The organism is Streptomyces sp. TAA204, assembly GCF_000424965.1.
In genome coordinates this window covers 137,705-153,748 of the sequence record NZ_AUKW01000005.1, presented here as the reverse complement: position 1 = coordinate 153,748, position 16,044 = coordinate 137,705, and the positions used below count along the sequence as shown (strand labels likewise).

Genomic DNA, 16,044 nt, shown 5'->3' with positions numbered 1-16,044 from the left:
GTCACTCACGGTTCAGCCCGCCTCCAGCCAGACGTAGCTCGCCAGGCGCCCGGTCGTCCTCTCACGCCGGTACGAGAAGTGATCGTCCGACTCCATGGTGCACACGGCGGACTGTTCCAGGGTTGTGACACCGTGGGCGGCGAGCTGCGCCCGCACGCCTGCCGCCGTGTCGACTGCCGGCGTGCCCCAGCTCGTCGTGGCGTGGGCCTCCGGGACCGCCGCGGCGACCTCTTGGCGCATCTCCTCGGGCACCTCGTAGCAACGTCCGCACACCGCCGGTCCCGTACGGGCGACGAGCCGCTCCGGCACGGCTCCGCGTCCGGACATCGCCTCGACCAGCGCCGGCACCACACCGGCCACAAGTCCGGGCCTGCCCGCGTGGGCCGCCCCCACGACGCCGGCGACGGGATCGGCGAGGAGTACGGGCGTGCAGTCCGCGGTGAGGACGGCCAGAGCAAGAGAGGCACGCGTGCTGACCACACCGTCGAGCGGTGGCGCATCCTGGCCGAACGGCTCGTCCACCACGGCGACATCACGTCCGTGCACCTGGTGCATCCAGACGACGGCGGCGGGGTCGAGGCCCAACGCGGCCGCCGCCCGCGCACGGTTGGTGCGCACGTTCACCGCGTCGTCGCCGACCCTGCCTCCCAGGTTCAGCGCGTCGTACGGAGCGGCGCTCACCCCGCCCCACCGGTCGGTGAAGGCGAAGTGAACGCCGCTCACGGTCTCGTGCTGGCCTATCACTTCAGGAAGTCCGGCACATCCAGCTCCTCGGCCTGGCTGTCCTGGTACGGGCGGGCAGGCGGGACCGTGGGCGGGAGCGAGTCCCTGCCGGAACCGGAACCCTCGCTCACGGGAGCGGGGTCGCTCTCGCGAGGGCTGACGGCACCCAGGCCGCCGAACGAGGGGCGGTCCGCGTCGGCGTCCGCGGCGAAGGAGCCCGTGGACGAACTCGCGTCGTCCTTGGAGGTGTGCCCACCGAGCGCCTTCTCCCGGGTTCTGGCAGGCGGCTGGCCCCCGTCGAAGCCGGCGGCGATGACCGTTACCCGAACCTCGTCGCCGAGTGCGTCGTCGATGACGGCGCCGAAGATGATGTTCGCCTCGGGGTGCGCGGCCTCACTCACCAGCTGGGCTGCCTCGTTGATCTCGAAGAGACCGAGGTCGGAACCGCCGGAGATGGACAGGAGCACACCTCTGGCTCCGTCGATGGACGCCTCGAGCAGCGGCGAGGAGATCGCCATCTCCGCCGCGGCCACCGCACGGTCGTCGCCGCGGGCGGAGCCGATGCCCATGAGAGCCGAACCGGCTTCCGACATCACGGACTTGACGTCCGCGAAGTCGAGGTTGATGAGCCCCGGCGTGGTGATGAGGTCGGTGATGCCCTGAACACCCGACAGCAGCACCTGGTCCGCCGACTTGAAGGCGTCCAGCACGCTCACCTGACGGTCCGAGATGGACAGCAGGCGGTCGTTGGGGATGACGATGAGGGTGTCGACCTCGTCCCGCAGGCCCGCGATGCCGTCCTCGGCCTGATTGGCACGGCGGCGGCCCTCGAAGGTGAACGGGCGGGTGACCACACCGATCGTCAGCGCGCCGAGCGACCGTGCGATGTTCGCGACGACCGGAGCGCCGCCGGTGCCCGTGCCGCCCCCTTCGCCCGCCGTGACGAAGACCATGTCGGCCCCCTTGAGGACCTCCTCGATCTCCTCGCGGTGGTCCTCCGCGGCCTTGCGGCCGACATCGGGGTTGGCGCCGGCGCCCAGACCGCGCGTCAGTTCCCGGCCCACGTCGAGCTTGACGTCGGCATCGCTCATCAACAGGGCCTGCGCATCGGTGTTGATCGCGATGAACTCGACGCCCTTGAGACCGACCTCGATCATCCGGTTGATGGCGTTCACGCCACCGCCGCCAATGCCGACGACCTTGATGACTGCGAGGTAGTTCTGTGGTGCTGCCACGTCGAAGGCCTCTCGCCTCGAGTTACGTATCCCTGTAGGGCGGTCCGCGCCGACCCCGAACCCTAAGCGCGAAGTTTAGGGTTACCAGTGTCTGTCTTCCTTGGAGTCTTCGGAACGGACACTAAGTCGACAAGTGGTGGGTGTTCAACGAACACGCCGAACCTCCCGTTTTTCTTTTCACCCTATGTGATCAGGCCCGAGGGTGGTCATCCAGGGTGCTGGCCTGCGGCAACACCCGTCAACTCCCCGACGACGCGGGGGCGCTGGGGACGCTCACGTCGAAGTGCTCGGCGTCCTCGGCCGCTTTCATCAGCGCGGTCAGTGACTTGGCCTTCGCCGTCCCCTCTTCGCCGCTCCCCCACAGCACCGTACGGCCCTCCGTCAACTCCAGGGTGATGGAGTCGTAGGAACGGACCCGGACGACGCGCGTGTCGCGCGCCGCGGATTCGGGAAGCGAAGTCGCCACACCGACGGCTTCGCGCCGCAGCCGCTCGGCGCCGAAGTGCCGAAGCCCGGCGGAACGCTTCACTTCCATCACCAGAAGCGGAACGCCGTCGGGCTGCTTCGGAACTACGGCGAATCGAACGCCTTCCTCGTCCACTTCGACGAATTTCCCCGCCTGCTTCATGACGAGTTCCGGCTTCCGCTCCGCCACCTTCAGACCGATTCCGTGCGGCCACGCCCGTACGACGTCCACCGTGTCCACCCGCGGCAGCCGAGCCTCGATGCGGCGTTGAGCCACCCCCCGGTCGACCGACGCCAGCGGGGTGCCGAGCGGAATGCCGGCAGCATCACGCACCTGCTTCTCCGTCAGCACCTCGTTGCCGCTGACGGACACGCGTTCCAGCAGCAGCCAGTTCGATCCGTACAGCGCCCACGCGCCGAAGCCCCCCAGCGCCGCGAGCAGCACGAGGACCACGAGCAGCAGACGGCGGCGGCCGCGCCGCGGCAGGAACTTCGCCCGGCCGTCCCCCGAAGCGGACGCCGGCGGGCCGGAGTCCGCCCGTGGTCGGGCCGCCGGGGAGCTGCCGCGCCTGTCGGCGCTCTTCGTCGGCCCGGTCGGTCCGGCCACGCTTGCCTGCCTTCTCTCACGCCCCTCGGCGTGCCGCGATCGCCTCGTGCACCATGCCGACCAGCAGCTCGTCGGCGTCCGGACGGCCGAACTCCACCGCGGCGCGCGCCATGTCGTGCAGCCTGTGCGGGTCGGTGAGGACCGGGAGCACATTGCCCAGGATCCACTCGGGCGTCAGCTCGGCGTCGTCGACGAGCAGTCCGCCGCCCGCCTTGACCACCGGCTGTGCGTTCAGCCGCTGTTCGCCGTTGCCGATCGGCAGCGGCACGTAGGCGGCCGGCAGTCCGACCGCCGACAGCTCCGCGACGGTCATCGCGCCCGCACGGCAGAGCATCATGTCGGCCGCGGCGTACGCGAGATCCATCCGGTCCACATACGGTACCGGGAGGTACGGCGGCATTCCGGGCATGTTGTCCGGCTGCGGCAATTCGTTCTTGGGTCCGACGGCGTGCAGGACCTGGATGCCCGCGCGCTGAAGGTGCGGTACGGCGCTCTGCACGACCTCGTTGAGGCGGCGGGCGCCCTGCGAGCCGCCCGTGACGAGCAGCGTCGGCAGATTGGCGTCCAGGCCGAACGCCGCGCGCGCCTCGGGGCGTGCCGCGGCGCGGTCGAGCGTGGCGATGCCGCGGCGCAGCGGAATGCCGATGTAGCGCGCGTTGCGCAGCTTGCTGTCCGGTGTGGAGACGGCGACGTGGCGCGTGTAGCGCGAGCCGATCTTGTTGGCCAGGCCGGGACGGGCGTTGGCCTCGTGCACGACGATGGGCACACCGAGCCGCTTGGCTGCCAGGTAGGCGGGCAGCGCCACGTAGCCGCCGAAACCGGCGACGCAGTCGGCCTTCGTCTGCTCCAGGACCTGCTCGGCCGCCTTGATGGTCCCGCGCAGCCGCCCGGGAACGGTGATCAGTTCGGGCGTGGGTTTGCGGGGCAGCGGCACGGCGGGGATGAGTTCCAGCTGGTAGCCGCGCTCGGGGACGAGGCGGGTCTCCAGCCCGCGTTCCGTGCCCAGCGCCGTGATCCCCACTGTGGGGTCATGCCTGCGCAGAGCGTCCGCGAGGGCGAGCGCGGGCTCGATATGGCCGGCGGTGCCCCCACCGGCGAGTACGACGTGCACTCTGATTCACCGCTCTCCGGACGGCCGCCGATCCGCGCGCCGTCTCATCGTGTTCGATCTCACCCCTGCCAGCCTTCTCCGCAGGCGCTGCCGCAGAGCAGGCTGCCGCATGGCCAGAGCCGCTCTGGCCGCGGGGTCGCTTCGCGCGAACGCGATCAGCAACCCGATGGCGAACATCGTCGGCAGCAGGGCGGAGCCTCCGTAGGAGAACAGCGGGAGCGGGACACCGGCGATCGGCAGCAGGCCGAGCACCGCACCCATGTTGACCACGGCCTGCGCCGTGATCCAGGTGGTCACGCCTCCCGCGGCATACCTCACGAAGGGCTCCTCCGTGCGTCCAGCCACGCGGATACCCGCATAGCCTAGAGCCGCGAAGAGGGCGAGTACCGACAGCGTCCCCGCGAGACCGAGTTCCTCCCCGGTCACGGCGAAGATGAAGTCGGTGTGCGGTTCAGGGAGTTGACCCCATTTTTCCACACTGGCGCCCAGTCCCGAACCGAACCATCCGCCGGAGGCGAGCGCGTAGATCCCGTGGACGGCCTGCCAGCACCGGTCGTCCGGACCGGGGTCTGTGGCGCCGATGCAGCCGAGCCGGGCCATCCGGTTGGGGCTGCTGACGATCAGGAACGCGCCGACGGCGACGGCCCCCGCCAGCACACCGGTGAACAGCCTCGTGGGCGCCCCGGCCAGCCAGAGCAGGCTGAAGAGGACCGATGTGAGAATCATCGCGGTGCCCATGTCACCGCCGAGCATGATGAGGCCGAGCAGCAGCAGGCCGACGGGCACCAGCGGCACCAGCATGTGCTTCCACTGCGTGAGCAGCCGCCTGGCCCGCTTGCGTGCGAGCAGGTCGGCACCCCACAGAACGAGCGCCAGCTTGGCGAACTCGCTGGGCTGGAGCTGGAACGGGCCGCCCAGATAGATCCAGTTCTGGTTGCCGTTCACCGCGTGCCCCACACCGGGCACCTGGACCAGGCACATCAGGACGACCGAGACGGCGAGCAGCGGATAGGCCAGTGCCCGGTGCGTCTTCATCGGCATCCGCGAGGCGGCCAGGAGCAGTACGGCGCCCACCACGGCGGCGATCAGCTGCTTGCGGAAGAAGTAGGTGGAGGACAGCCCCGACTGGAGTGCTTCGATCTGCGACGCGGAGAAGACCATCACCAGGCCGAGCACGATGAGCAGCAGGCTGCCGCCGAGGATGAGGTAGTACGCCGTCAGCGGGCGGTCCCAGGCGCGTCTGGCCTTCGCGAAGAGCGCCCCGGGGCCCCGGCGGCCGGGCCCGCCGGGGCGGCGCGCAGGACGCGCGGGGGCCTTCGGGCGCGGTGCGGGGGAGGCGGAAGTGCCCTTGCCCGGGCGGGGCTTGGCCGTCCGCGGGTGCTGCGCCTCCCGCAGGGCCGGGCGGGCCGACGCGGCCGGCAAGGCCGCCGGGGACGCCGGGGCCGCCGGGGCCGCCGGGGCGACAGTCGGCACGATCGGGCGGAACCGGCCGGCGACGGAGCCGGCGGCGGCCGCGACGGCGCTCCCGGCACAGGCGGCAAGGGCGGGGAAGGAGAAGACCGGGCGGGATGCCGGTGCGGCTGCGCGGTCGGTCGTCATCTGTCGCATCCCCTCCGTCACTTCCCGCGTACGGTCCGCGGGGACCGGCGGGCTATTTCACGTCGTGCGCGCCGCCGGCCGCCAGCGCACGCACGGCGTCGGTGAAGGCGTCACCGCGCGCGTTGTAGTTCACGAACATGTCCATCGACGCGCAGGCCGGGGCCATCAGGACCGTGTCGTCCCGGTGGGCGAGCCGGGCCGCTTCGTGGACGGCGGCGGCCATCGCCCCAGTGTCGGTCCGTGCCACGTCCACCACCGGGACATCCGGGGCGTGTCGCGCGAGGGCTTCGCGGATGAGGCGGCGGTCGGCGCCGATGAGGACCGCGGCGCGCAGGCGCGGCGCCGAGGCCGCCACGAGTTCGTCGAAGGTGGCGCCCTTCGCGAGTCCGCCCGCGATCCACACGATCGAGTCGTAGGCCGCCAGCGAAGCCTGTGCGGCGTGGGTGTTGGTGGCCTTGGAGTCGTCGACGTAGGCGACGCCGCCGACATCGGCGACGAGTGCGATCCGGTGGGCGTCGGGACGGAAGGAGCGCAGTCCGTCGCGTACGGCCGCCGCGGGCACGCCGTAGGCGCGGGCGAGGGCGGCGGCGGCAAGGGCGTTGGCGATGTTGTGCGGGGCCGAGGGGGTGATGTCGGTGACCTCGGCGAGTTCCTGCGCCTGCCGTTGGCGGTCCTCGACGAAGGCGCGGTCGACCAGGATGCCGTCGACGACGCCGAGTTCGGACGGGCCCGGTGTGCCGAGCGTGAAGCCGACGGCACGGCAGCCCTCCGCCACGTCGGCGCGGCGGACGAGGGCTTCGGTGGCGGGGTCGGCGCAGTTGTGGACGCAGGCGATCTGGTTGCCCTCGTAGATGCGTCCCTTGTCGGCGGCGTAGGCGTCCATCGAGCCGTGCCAGTCGAGGTGGTCGGGCGCGATGTTGAGTACGGCCGCGGAGTGGGCCCGCATGCTCGGAGCCCAGTGCAGCTGGTAGCTGGACAGCTCGACCGCGAGGACGTCCGGCTGCTCCTCGGCGAGAACGACGTCGAGGAGCGGGGTGCCGATGTTGCCTACGGCGGGGGCGTTCAGGCCGGCGGCGGCGAGTACGGCGGCCAGCATCTGGACGGTGGTGGTCTTGCCGTTGGTGCCGGTGACGGCGAGCCAGGGCGCGGGCGGACCCTGCGTGCCGGCGGATTCGCCGCGCAGCCGCCAGGCCAACTCCACGTCGCCCCACACGGGTACGTCCGCCGCGCCGGCCGCGGCGAAGAGCGGGCTCTGCGGCTTCCAGCCCGGTGATGTGACGATCAGATCGGTCTGCGCGGGAAGGGTCTCCGCGTCGCCGAGCCGTACCGTCACGCCCTGCGCCTCCAGTTCGGCGGCACGCGCGCGGTGCGACTCGCTGTCGCCGCCGTCGACGACGGTGACGCGGGCCCCCCTGCGGGTCAGCGCCAGAGCGGCGCTGCTGCCGCTGACGCCGAGTCCCGCGACCGTCACATGTCCGCCCGCGGTGAGCTGCGCGGTCCGTCCGGTCAAGGAGCCGTGCCGGGCACTCACTTGCTCGCCGCCCACCCTGCGTAGAAGATTCCGACACCGACGATCGCGCACATGCCCTGGATGATCCAGAAGCGGACCACCACCAGGACCTCGGACCAGCCCTTCAGTTCGAAGTGGTGCTGCAGAGGCGCCATTTTGAACACGCGCTTGCCCGTGAGCCTGAAGGAACCGACCTGGATGACGACGGACATGGTGATCAGGACGAAGAGTCCGCCGAGGACGGCCAGCAGCAGCTCCGTACGGGAGCAGATGGCCAGTCCGGCCAGGGCGCCGCCCAGCGCGAGCGAGCCGGTGTCGCCCATGAAGATCTTCGCGGGCGAGGTGTTCCACCACAGGAAGCCGAAGCAGGCGCCCATGAGGGCGGCGGCGACGACGGCGAGGTCGAGCGGATCTCGCACCTCGTAACAGCCCGGCCCGGCCGTGAACGGGTTGGCGCAGGACTCCTGGTACTCCCAGACGCAGATGAAGACGTAGGCGCCGAAGACCATCACCGACGCGCCTGTGGCCAGACCGTCCAGACCGTCCGTCAGGTTCACGCCGTTCGACATCGCCAGGATCATGAACAGCGCCCAGATCACGAAGAGCACCGGACCGATCGACCAGCCGAAGTCCTGGGTGAAGGAGAGCTTGGTGGAAGCCGGCGTGAGACCGCGCAGGTTGGCGAAGTTCAGTGACAGCACCGCGAACGCGACACCGACGATGAGCTGTCCGGCCATCTTGGCCTTGGCCCGCAGGCCCAGGCTGCGCTGCTTGACGATCTTGATGTAGTCGTCGAGGAAGCCGACCAGGCCCATGCCCGCGAACAGGAAGAGCACCAGCACGCCGGAGAAGCTGGGCTGAGAGCCCGTCAGCAGCTTCGTCAGCGCGTACGCGGCAACCGTGGCCAGGATGAAGGCGATTCCGCCCATGGTCGGGGTGCCGCGCTTGCTGTGGTGGTTCTGCGGCCCGTCGTCCCGGATGAACTGCCCGTAGCCTCTGCTCGCCAGGAGCTTGATGAGCAGCGGCGTACCGATGAGGGACAGGAAGAGCCCGATGGCCCCCGAGAAGAGAATCTGGCTCATACCCATCGGGCGGCGACCTCTCCCTCGTTGTCCCCCGGCTCCGTGAGCGCGTCCGCGACGCGCTCCAGACCCACCGAACGGGAAGCCTTCACCAGTACGACATCCCCCGGGCGCAGTTCGCTCCGCAAGAGCTCCACCGCCCCCTCAGCGTCGGACACGTGCACCGACTCCTCACCCCACGAACCCTCGTTCTTGGCGCCCATGTCCAGCCAGACGGCCTCCTGGCCACCCACCGCCACGAGCTTGCTGACGTTGAGCCGGACGGCGAGCCGTCCGACCGCGTCGTGCTCGGCAAGCGACTCGTCGCCGAGCTCGGCCATCTCACCGAGCACCGCCCAGGTCCGCCGTTCCCGTCCCATCGCGGCCAGCGCACGCAGCGCGGCCCGCATGGACTCGGGGTTGGCGTTGTAGGCGTCATTGACGACCGTGACCCCGTCGGCGCGCTCGGTGACCTCCATGCGCCAACGCGAGAGCGTGCCCGCGGCGGAGAGCGCGGTGGCGATGTCCCCGGCAGGCATGCCCAGTTCGTGGGCGACGGCCGCCGCGGCGAGCGCGTTCGACACGTGGTGCTCACCGTACAGGCGCATGGTCACGTCACCGCACCCGGTGGGTGTGTGAAGCGTGAAAGTGGGCTGACCCCGCTCGGTGAGCCGGACATTCTCGGCACGTACGTGCGCGTCCGGCGCCTCGCCGAAGAGCACGACTCGCGCAGCGGTTCGCTCGCTCATGGCGCGTACGAACGGGTCGTCGGCGTTGAGCACCGCGACGCCGCCCCCCTCTCCAGCGGGCGGCAGCGACTCGACCAGCTCGCCCTTGGCGTCCGCGATCTGCTCGCGGCCGCCGAACTCCCCGATGTGCGCGCTCCCGACGTTCAGCACGACGCCGATGCGGGGCGGGGTGAGCCGCGCCAGATAGCGGATGTGGCCCTTGCCGCGTGCCCCCATCTCCAGCACGAGATGGCGGGTTCCGGGTCCGGCGCGCAGCGCGGTGAGCGGCAGCCCGATCTCGTTGTTGAGCGAGCCGGGAGTCCACACGGTGGGTCCGAGGCGCTCCAGCAGCTGCGCGATGAGGTCCTTCGTGCTGGTCTTGCCGGCGGAGCCCGTCAGCGCCACCACCTGTGTGCCCAGCCGCTCCACGGCGTACCGTGCGAGCGCGCCGAGGGCACGGGTGACGTCGTCGACGATGACGGCCGGCACCCCGACGGGCCGGGTGGCGAGTACGGCCACGGCTCCCGCCTCGACGGCGCCGCGGGCGAAGTCGTGGCCGTCGACGCGTTCACCGGCGAAGGCCGCGAAGAGGCTTCCGTCGGCCACCTGCCGTGAGTCGATGACGACAGGGCCGCTGACGTGGGTGTCCGGGTCCGGTATTGCGCTCTGCTGTCCGTCCACGACAGCGGCGATCTCGGCGAGGGAGAGGGGGATCATCGGTCTTCGGCGTCTGTCCCGTTGGTAGGGGTTCTCTGTGACCCGGCTGTCGCAGCCAGCGCTGCGGCCGAGTCCTGCTGGCGGCTGATGGCCTCGCGCAGCACTCGGGTGTCGTCGAAGGGGCGGACGACTCCCGCGATGTCCTGGCCCAGTTCGTGGCCCTTGCCCAGGACGAGCACCGTGTCTCCGGGCTCGGCCCGGCCGACGGCGAGATGGATCGCGGCGGCCCGGTCCTCCTCCAGGAGCACGGTGCCGCGCTCGTAGGCGGGGACCTCGGCGGCGCCGGCGAGCATGGTGGCGAGGATCGCGAGGGGGTCCTCGGTGCGCGGGTTGTCGGAGGTCAGCACGGCGGTGTCCGCGAGACGTGCGAGCGCCGAGCCCATGGCGGGGCGCTTGTGCGGGTCGCGGTCGCCGCCGCAGCCGAGCACGGCGTGCACGCGGCCTTCGGTGACCTTGCGGATGGCGTACAGGACGGACTCGACGGCGTCGGGCTTGTGCGCGTAGTCCACGATCGCGAGGTAGTCCTGCCCGCCGTCGACGCGCTCCAGCCGGCCGGGCACGCCCGGTACGGCCGCGATGCCGTCGGCAGCCGCCTGCGGGTCGATACCGGCGGCGACGAGGGCGGTGAGGGCCGCCAAGGCGTTCGCGACGTTGAAGGGACCGGCGATCGGCGCGGCGGCCCGTACGGTCTCCTCCTTGGGGCCCACGGCGGTGAACGTGGAGCCCAGCGGGCCGACTTCGACGTCCTGGGCCCGCCAGTCCGCGTCCGGGTGGCCTTCCGCGGAGAACGTGGTGACCGGGACCTCGGACTCGGTGACCAGCCGCTGCCCCCACTCGTCGTCGATGTTGACCACACCGGTACGGGAGCGTGCACGGGTGAACAGCTGCCGCTTCGCCCGGAAGTAGTCCTCCATGTCCGGGTGGAAGTCCAGGTGTTCGGGGCTGAGGTTGTTGAAGACGGCGACGTCGAAGATGCTGCCGTCGACCCGGCCGAGCACCAGCGCGTGGCTGGAGACCTCCATGGCCACCGCGGTCACACCGCGCTCCCGCATGACGGCGAAGAGGGCCTGGAGGTCGGTGGCTTCGGGAGTGGTGCGCTCGGACTTCAGCCGCTCGTCGCCGATACGGGACTCGACGGTTCCGATCAGGCCCGTCAGTCCGCCCGTCTCCTCGGCGGCCTTCCGCAGCCCGCCGTCGATCAGGTACGCGGTGGTCGTCTTGCCCGAGGTGCCCGTGATGCCGATCTGCAGCAGATCCTTGCCCGGCTCGCCGTAGATCGCGGCGGCCAGCGCACCCATGCGGCGGCGCGGATCGGGCACCGTGAGCACCGGCAGTCCCGTCGAGGCGGAGCGTTCGGTGCCCGCGGGGTCGGTGAGGACCGCCACGGCACCCAGGCTGGCGGCCTGGGAGGCGAAGTCGGCGCCGTGGAAGCGGGCGCCGGGGAGCGCGGCGTAGACGTCTCCTGGCCGCACGGCGCGGGAATCGTGGGTGATTCCCGTCGCGGCGGCGTCCTCGGCGCCGTCGGGCGCCTCGGTCTTCAGCTGCAGCGCGAGCTTCGCCAGCGGAACGGGGCGTACGTCCGCAGGCCGGGGCGGCCCCGAGGTGACGTCCGTCGTCGGCTGCGGAGACCTGGTGACTGGGCGGCCTCCCGCGGAGCGCGGGAGGGAGTTCTGATCAGCTTGTGGCACGGCGGTGAGCGTACCGGGCGGGAGGGCTGTGCCGCGAAGCGAGGGGCTCCACGGAGGGGCGGCGTCCGGCCGGGCGTGGCGCTGCCGGGTGCACGCTCCCAGGTGCCGCGTACGGCCGCACGGGCCGGTTCCCCCGGCTCACCCCTCGTCCTCCTTCTTGCGGTCCTTCGCGGCGCTGACCGGCAGCGGGTCTGCCTTTGCCCCGGTCGGAGGGATCTGCAGGGACTTCAGGGCGAACTTCATGACCTTCTTGTAGACGGGCCCGCACACGTCACTGCCGAAGTAGCTTCCCTTCTTGGGGTTCTGCACGGCGCAGTAGACGGTCACCCGCGGCTTGTCGGCGGGCGCGAAGCCCGCGAAGGACGAGGTGTATCCGTCGTAGCGGCCGGTCCGCGGGTCCACCCGGTTGGCCGTACCGGTCTTGCCCGCGACCCGGTAGCCGGGGATCTTCGCGGTGGTGCCCGTACCCTCCATGTCGCTGACGACCGACTCCAGCATCCGGGCGAGGGTCCTGGCGGTCTCCTCGCTGACCACACGCCGCTTGTCCGGCTCGGCCGCGGGGGTGAAGGTGCCGTCCGCGCCGGTCGTTCCGCGTACGATCGAAGGGGCCTTCCGTACGCCGCCGTTGGCGATGGTCGAATAGATCGAGGCGGCCTGCACGGCGTTGAGGGACAGGCCCTGGCCGAAGGGGATCGTGTACTGCTGGGAGGCGCTCCACTTGCCGGGCTCCTCCAGGATTCCGGCCGTCTCCCCGGGCAGCCCGAGGCCGGTGGGCCGCCCGATGCCGAACTCGCTCAGATACCGGTGGAGGACCTTGTTGGCCTCCTTCTGGGTGTCCCCCAGCTGCTCGGTGGCGAGGATCGTTCCGATGTTGCTGGACTTGGCGAGCACCCCGTTGAGCGTCAGGTGCCAGGTCTCGTGGTCGACGTCGTCGGCGAAGGCCCGGTCGGCGCGCTTGAGCCGGTTGGGTACGGTCACCTCCGTGAGCGGCGTGGCCCTGCCCTCCTCGAGCACCGCGGCCATCGACATCACCTTGCTGGTGGAGCCCGGCTCGTAGGCGTCCTGCACGGCGGCGTCACCCAGGGCACGGGGGTCGGCGCGCGAGATGTCGTTCGGATCGAAGTCCGGGGCGCTCGCCATGGCCAGGAGTTCACCGGTTCGGGTGTCCTGGACGATGACGTAGCCGCTGTCGGCGTCGGACTCGGTGATCTGCTCGCCGACGGCCTGCTGCGCGGCCCACTGGATGTCGCGGTCGAGGGTGAGCTGCACATCGGCACCGGCGCGTGCAGGGTGCTCGCGTTTGCCCGCGGTGGGCACCTGACGGCCGCCGGACTGGGCGTAGGTGATCTTGCCGTTCCGCCCGGCCAGCTGCTTGTTCAGCATTGCCTCGACGCCCGCACCGCCCTTGCCCTCCGAGTTGACGAAGCCGAGAACGGAGGAGGCCAGTTCCCGGTTGGGGTAGATCCGCTTGGGGTGCTTCTCGCGGTAGACCCCCGCGAGCACGTCCGCCGGATCGGCCTTCTCGGCGACCTCGCTCTTCAGCTTCTTGATCTTCTGCCACGTACGCGGTGTCTCCTGGCGCGCCAGGAGCACGTACCGGGTGTTCTTCTTCGACAGCTTCCGGGTCAGTTCCTGCTCGTCCTCGTGCAGCACGGGCGCGAGCAGGGCCGCGGCCCGCTCGGGTGCGTCCGCGATGTCGGTCTGCTCACGTGTGAAGAGGAACGGGTCGGCGGTCACGTCGTAGGCGTCGACGGTCGTGGCGAGCGCCGTACCGTCCCGCGAGGAGACGGTGCCGCGCTCCGCGGCGAGCGGCACGGTGATGTAGCGGTTGACGGCGGCCTTGTCGGCGAACGCGCCGGCGTCGACCGCCTGCACCTGGAGCAGGCGCACCGTGAAGGCCAGCATGGTGAAGGTGAGTGCGAAGGCGATCAGCCGCAGCCGCGGACGGGCGCGCGCCAGGCGCAGTCTGCTTCCCTGCGAGGGCACCGGCGGCCTGCCGGGGCCGGACGCCTTCGTGCGGTCCGCGGCCTTGTTCCTGCCCGGGTCCCTTCCCGGGTTCCTGCCCGCGGCTCCGCCCGTGGCACGGGACTTGGCGGCACCCGCGCCCCGGCCCGTACGCGGGGAGGGACGGCCGGGGCGGCGCGGGTCCCGGGGGCGTTCGCTCACCGCTCCTCCTGCCGCGGGTCGCCCGTGGCCTTCTCGGGCCGCCCTTTCACCGTGCCGTCGTGCTCCAGGAACGCGGGGGTGCCGCCGGGCACGAGGCCCAGACCGCGGGCACGTTTCTCCAGGGCGCCCGGCGCGGAATATGAGTCGACCTCCTGCTGCAGCGCCTCCTGCTCGTCCGTCAGCTCATCGGTCTGCTTCTCCAGCTTGCTGAGCCGGAACGAGCCCTGGTTGACGGAGGCGTTGAGCAGCAGCAGCCCCAGCAGGCCTGCGCCCAGTATCAGAACGACCAGAAGCACGAAAGGGGCACGGGCCGCCGACGAGGCCCCGGCGGGAACCAGACGTGCGAGCCGGAGCAGCCGCTGCTGTGCACTCATGCGCTGTGCGCCTCCCTGATGCGCTCGGCGCCGCGCAGCCTGGCGGGGGCCGCGCGGCGGTTCTCGGCGGTCTCGTCCTCGCTGGGAAGCTCGGCACCCCGTGTGAGCAGCTTGAGCCTCGGCTGGTACTGCTCGGGCACGACGGGCAGCCCCGGCGGCGCGGTACTGGCGGCGCCGGCGGTCAGCACCCGCTTGACGAGCCGGTCCTCCAGCGAGTGGTACGAGAGCACGGCGATGCGGCCCCCGACGGCGAGGCGGCCGACCGCGGCCGGCACCGCGCGCTCCAGCACGTCGAGTTCGCCGTTCACCTCGATGCGCAGGGCCTGGAAGGTGCGCTTGGCGGGGTTGCCGCCCGTCCGCTTCACCGCCTGCGGCAGCGCGTCCCGGATCAGCTCCACGAGCCGGGCGCTGTTGCTGAAGGGCTCCCTGGCCCGCTCCCGCACGACGGCCTCGACGATGCGCTTGGCCTGCTTCTCCTCGCCGTACGCGCGCAGCAGCCGGACCAGTTCGCCGGGCGGGTATGTGTTGAGGACGTCGGCGGCGCTTCGGCCGCGCGTCTGGTCCATGCGCATGTCGAGGGGCGCGTCCCGCGCGTAGGCGAAACCGCGCTCGGCCTCGTCCAGCTGCATCGAGGAGACCCCCAGATCGAACAGGACGCCCTGTACGCGCGGGACACCGAGCCGTTCGAGGACGTCGGGCAGTTCGTCGTAGACGGCGTGCACGAGGGTGGCGCGGTCGCCGTACGGAGCCAGACGCCGCCCGGCCAGCCTCAGCGCCTCCTGGTCCCTGTCGAGCCCGATCAGCCGGGCGGCGGGGAAGGTGGCGAGCAGTGCCTCACCGTGGCCGCCGAGGCCGAGAGTGCAGTCGACGACCGTGGCTCCGGGTTCCGCGAGGGCCGGACCGAGCAGATCCAGGCAGCGCCGCAGCATCACGGGGCTGTGCCGCTCACGGTCGGATGCGTCGAAGCCGCCGGAAGCGGCGGCGCCGGAGGCTGCTGCGGGGCCGGCGGGACCGAACGGTCCGGCGGGGGCCGGACCCGTCGGTGAGGTACGGGCGCCGGCGGGCTGCCCGCCGGGGACTCCCCCGCCGGTGGGCTGCCTGCCGGCGGGCTGCTCGTCGGTGGTCATGCGCCCTTCCTGCCCACGTGCTGCTTGGTCCCCGCCCGCTCTGAGGGGAAGTGCCCGCCGGAGCCGGGGAAGAGAGCGCCGGAGGCCTGGAGCGGGAGGAGGCCGAGCCGCACGTATGCACAGCGCACGCGAGAAGTCCGGGCCCCGGGGAGCGTCTCGCCTCCCACTTCGCGTCACTTTAGTCCACTCGTCCCTTCGGTCAACCAGCGCCGAGGCGCGTTGGCAGGGGGGTTCACGGCATGTGGCGTGCCTCACACAATGCCGTTCCGACCGATTCGTCCCTCCTGCCGGGGGCCGCGGGCGCACAAGCGGTCTACCGTCGTCCACATGTCGACGCCACAGCGGCAAGGTCAGCCGCCTTCCCAGTCCCACGCCGACGACCAGCACAGCAACCCCGGTACCGTCATCGACCGCCTCGTCGAGGCCAACACACGCTACGCCGCCCGGTTCAGCGACCCGGGCATGGACGCCCGTCCGGTTCTCAACGTCGCCGTGGTCGCGTGCATGGACGCCCGTCTCGACCTGCACGAGGCTCTCGGTCTCGAACTCGGCGACTGCCACACCATCCGCAACGCCGGCGGTGTCGTCACCGACGACATCATCCGGTCCCTGACGATCAGCCAGCGCGCCCTGGGCACCCGCTCGGTGGTCCTCATCCACCACACCGGCTGCGGAATGCTCAATCTGACCGAGGACTTCCGGCACGAACTGGAGCTGGAAGTGGGCCAGCGGCCCTCCTGGGCGGTCGAGGCGTTCCCCGATCTGGACCAGGACGTACGTCAGTCCATGCAGCGCGTACGCACCTCGCCCTTCCTGCTGCACACGGACGACGTGCGCGGCTTCGTCTTCGACGTGAAGACGGGCCTGCTGCGAGAGATCGACCCGGCGATCGTCCCGGAACCGTGACGCGGAGCCCCGCGGGCGTGAAGAATG

Annotated in this window: 13 protein-coding genes; 1 reads left to right on the top strand and 12 read right to left on the bottom strand. The window is 71.3% G+C overall.

Annotated features, from left to right (window positions below; genetic code table 11):
* Positions 1-12: 12 nt before the first annotated feature.
* The 12 genes from pgeF to rsmH form a co-directional block, all read right to left on the bottom strand.
* A complete protein-coding gene (pgeF, locus tag H343_RS0111480; RefSeq protein WP_028431256.1) occupies positions 13-744 on the bottom strand; it encodes a peptidoglycan editing factor PgeF in 732 nt (243 codons plus the stop codon).
* Complete coding sequence (gene ftsZ / locus H343_RS0111475) at positions 741-1,958, bottom strand: cell division protein FtsZ (RefSeq protein WP_028431255.1); 1,218 nt, start codon at positions 1,956-1,958, stop codon at positions 741-743. Before ftsZ ends, pgeF begins: the two co-directional genes overlap by 4 nt.
* Before the next feature lie 238 nt (positions 1,959-2,196).
* Entirely contained in the window at positions 2,197-3,030 is an 834-nt protein-coding gene (locus H343_RS0111470) for a cell division protein FtsQ/DivIB (RefSeq protein WP_028431254.1), read from the bottom strand.
* A gap of 16 nt (positions 3,031-3,046) precedes the next feature.
* On the bottom strand, positions 3,047-4,141 hold the full coding sequence (gene murG, locus H343_RS0111465; protein ID WP_028431253.1) for an undecaprenyldiphospho-muramoylpentapeptide beta-N-acetylglucosaminyltransferase: 1,095 nt from the start codon (positions 4,139-4,141) through the stop codon (positions 3,047-3,049).
* Positions 4,142-4,147: 6 nt separating this feature from the next.
* Positions 4,148-5,740, bottom strand: a complete 1,593-nt coding sequence (gene ftsW, locus H343_RS0111460; protein WP_486586871.1) for a putative lipid II flippase FtsW — start codon at positions 5,738-5,740, stop codon at positions 4,148-4,150.
* Between the two features lie 52 nt (positions 5,741-5,792).
* Positions 5,793-7,271 (bottom strand): UDP-N-acetylmuramoyl-L-alanine--D-glutamate ligase, encoded by a 1,479-nt coding sequence (gene murD, locus H343_RS0111455; protein ID WP_486586870.1) that lies wholly within the window; start codon positions 7,269-7,271, stop codon positions 5,793-5,795.
* Positions 7,268-8,332 (bottom strand): phospho-N-acetylmuramoyl-pentapeptide-transferase, encoded by a 1,065-nt coding sequence (gene mraY / locus H343_RS0111450; RefSeq protein WP_028431250.1) that lies wholly within the window; start codon positions 8,330-8,332, stop codon positions 7,268-7,270. The genes murD and mraY overlap by 4 nt, the downstream gene beginning before the upstream one ends.
* Positions 8,329-9,756 carry a UDP-N-acetylmuramoyl-tripeptide--D-alanyl-D-alanine ligase gene (locus tag H343_RS0111445; protein ID WP_028431249.1) on the bottom strand — a complete coding sequence of 476 codons (1,428 nt, stop codon included), beginning with the start codon at positions 9,754-9,756 and terminating at the stop codon, positions 8,329-8,331. The genes mraY and H343_RS0111445 overlap by 4 nt, the downstream gene beginning before the upstream one ends.
* Positions 9,753-11,318, bottom strand: coding sequence for a UDP-N-acetylmuramoyl-L-alanyl-D-glutamate--2,6-diaminopimelate ligase (locus H343_RS30185; RefSeq protein WP_486586886.1), 1,566 nt, complete (start codon positions 11,316-11,318; stop codon positions 9,753-9,755). The genes H343_RS0111445 and H343_RS30185 overlap by 4 nt, the downstream gene beginning before the upstream one ends.
* A gap of 264 nt (positions 11,319-11,582) precedes the next feature.
* Complete coding sequence (locus H343_RS0111435; RefSeq protein ID WP_028431248.1) at positions 11,583-13,610, bottom strand: peptidoglycan D,D-transpeptidase FtsI family protein; 2,028 nt, start codon at positions 13,608-13,610, stop codon at positions 11,583-11,585.
* Positions 13,607-13,984 carry a cell division protein FtsL gene (ftsL, locus tag H343_RS0111430; RefSeq protein ID WP_028431247.1) on the bottom strand — a complete coding sequence of 126 codons (378 nt, stop codon included), beginning with the start codon at positions 13,982-13,984 and terminating at the stop codon, positions 13,607-13,609. Before ftsL ends, H343_RS0111435 begins: the two co-directional genes overlap by 4 nt.
* Entirely contained in the window at positions 13,981-14,913 is a 933-nt protein-coding gene (gene rsmH, locus H343_RS0111425) for a 16S rRNA (cytosine(1402)-N(4))-methyltransferase RsmH (protein WP_037903518.1), read from the bottom strand. The genes ftsL and rsmH overlap by 4 nt, the downstream gene beginning before the upstream one ends.
* A gap of 525 nt (positions 14,914-15,438) precedes the next feature.
* On the opposite strand from rsmH, the gene H343_RS30180 reads away from it, so the two are divergent.
* Entirely contained in the window at positions 15,439-16,017 is a 579-nt protein-coding gene (locus tag H343_RS30180; protein ID WP_037903446.1) for a beta-class carbonic anhydrase, read from the top strand.
* The last annotated feature ends 27 nt before the right edge of the window (positions 16,018-16,044 follow it).

What these genes read in the sequence shown, in the direction of transcription:
- H343_RS30180 (WP_037903446.1), top strand. Translation starts at nt 15,439, where the DNA reads ATGTCGACGCCACAGCGGCAAGGTCAGCCGCCTTCCCAGTCCCACGCC.
- mraY (WP_028431250.1), bottom strand. Translation starts at nt 8,332, where the DNA reads ATGAGCCAGATTCTCTTCTCGGGGGCCATCGGGCTCTTCCTGTCCCTC.
- H343_RS0111445 (WP_028431249.1), bottom strand. Translation starts at nt 9,756, where the DNA reads ATGATCCCCCTCTCCCTCGCCGAGATCGCCGCTGTCGTGGACGGACAG.
- ftsL (WP_028431247.1), bottom strand. Translation starts at nt 13,984, where the DNA reads ATGAGTGCACAGCAGCGGCTGCTCCGGCTCGCACGTCTGGTTCCCGCC.
- ftsW (WP_486586871.1), bottom strand. Translation starts at nt 5,740, where the DNA reads ATGACGACCGACCGCGCAGCCGCACCGGCATCCCGCCCGGTCTTCTCC.
- rsmH (WP_037903518.1), bottom strand. Translation starts at nt 14,913, where the DNA reads ATGCTGCGGCGCTGCCTGGATCTGCTCGGTCCGGCCCTCGCGGAACCC.